Here is a 1,462-nt window from a genome sequence, read left to right as displayed (position 1 = left end):
AAGTGTTGCGTATTTAGATGGGATTTTCCCTGTGATGCGTGGTTTGGGCAGCATGCAATAACAAAGATGATATCAGATAGTAATGAATTTGTATGAACATCTATGATCCAATTATCCATTGATTAGTTCATGCTTACATTAGGGCAATTAGTGGCTTAGTTTTAAAGGGAAATGGCTGTGAGAACATTTAATCTTTAGTAATGTAATAAGGGGAAATATATGAAATTTGACATGTCATTAGAAGATAATTTTGCCTCGTTTTTTGACAAGGAAAAAGAGACGCATATTTTTGTCGAGAGTTTTGATAATGAAACGTTTGAGGTTCTCATTGGAACGGTAGAGGATTCTAAATCAGTTGGTAGCTTTATCGCTTCTAGCGATGAAGAACTAAATTTAAAAATAATGGAATTTTATAATGTGTACATTGGAGGTGCATAATGATTACCCCAGCAGAAATTTTGGCACTTGAGAATTCTGTTAATGAAATTCTTCGTCGACACAATATGTCTTTTAAGATGTCTAAACATGTTGTGAAAGATAGGGTAAATGATCCTCGAAATACTCCACTAATTATGATTGCTGAACTAAATAGCATATTTAATCGATTGACAGCGTTACATAAAGAAGCAATTTTGAATTTGAAACACAATGATACTTTCAATATTAGGTGTACAGTTTCTCATATAAATATGCCCTGTGCCGTGAATATAGTTCGTAATCATTATGGTGAGCATCATGAGAACATTGTTATCACTATAATGAGAAAGTCAGACTGGAAGTCAAAAGACTCAGTAGAATTCCTTGTGTAGTTATCATTTTTTTTGTTTTTTTAGATGCTTGAGCTAGGAGATAGTAGAGGGTTAGAACTTAACCTTCAACTTTTGGGTGAGCCTTAATTCTTGTCGTTTTACTTGCCGATCGATGTCCCGCAGCACTCGTCCTAAGAAGACTTTAACTTGCTTAATGGCTTTTCTCATCTGTTTATATTGTTTGGCGTGGTCATAGCGTCCAATGTTTGGCATTAACTCATGACAGACCTTGTCGTAGGTTTGTCTTAACGTGATGTTTTGTTCTTTGGCTATCTGAGTGGGCTGCTGTCGAGCCTTGTTGTAGACCTTTATTATATCGGCGATGTTGTGGTTTCCAATGCGTACTCTGGTCAGGGAATTGCTACGAAATTGCTTGAATATTGTGTAGAAAAGTCCAAGGAAAAGCGAGCTGGTGTCGTATTTATTGAGCGACACGAAGAGAATCTAGCTTCTGCTGGCATGATGAGAAAAGCCGGATTCAAAGTAGTAGAAACATTTTATGATCCAGAAAAAAGATCCGCTGGGTCAAGAAAAACCTCTATTTTGGAGTATTAAATAGACTCAGCTTTGATTTCTGTGCCGTTTGGGCAGCTACTGACTAAGTAAGCGTTCTTAACTCATTACACGTAGCATAAATTTATCAAATCAAAGGT

Annotated in this window: 3 protein-coding genes and 1 pseudogene; 3 read left to right on the top strand and 1 reads right to left on the bottom strand. The window is 36.3% G+C overall.

What is annotated here, in order from left to right; genetic code table 11:
* Positions 1-219: 219 nt before the first annotated feature.
* Together KPL72_RS21020 and KPL72_RS21015 are read left to right on the top strand one after the other, a co-directional pair.
* A complete protein-coding gene (locus KPL72_RS21020; RefSeq protein ID WP_219704350.1) occupies positions 220-438 on the top strand; it encodes a hypothetical protein in 219 nt (72 codons plus the stop codon).
* The gene (locus KPL72_RS21015) at positions 438-809 is read left to right on the top strand and encodes a hypothetical protein (protein WP_219704349.1); all 372 of its coding nucleotides are present in this window, start codon (positions 438-440) and stop codon (positions 807-809) included. Before KPL72_RS21020 ends, KPL72_RS21015 begins: the two co-directional genes overlap by 1 nt.
* A gap of 69 nt (positions 810-878) precedes the next feature.
* Here KPL72_RS21015 and KPL72_RS21010 read toward each other — a convergent pair.
* A pseudogene (locus KPL72_RS21010) lies at positions 879-1,118 on the bottom strand (IS5/IS1182 family transposase); the annotation flags it as partial.
* On the opposite strand from KPL72_RS21010, the gene KPL72_RS21005 reads away from it, so the two are divergent.
* Positions 1,068-1,364: a GNAT family N-acetyltransferase gene (locus tag KPL72_RS21005; protein ID WP_219704348.1), complete on the top strand. Its 297-nt coding sequence runs from the start codon at positions 1,068-1,070 to the stop codon at positions 1,362-1,364. The pseudogene KPL72_RS21010 and the gene KPL72_RS21005 sit on opposite strands and share 51 nt — an antisense overlap.
* Positions 1,365-1,462: the final 98 nt, after the last annotated feature.

This window comes from Marinomonas lutimaris, from assembly GCF_019426345.1.
Lineage (GTDB): Bacteria > Pseudomonadota > Gammaproteobacteria > Pseudomonadales > Marinomonadaceae > Marinomonas > Marinomonas lutimaris.
This window is presented reverse-complemented; position numbering and strand designations above follow the sequence as displayed.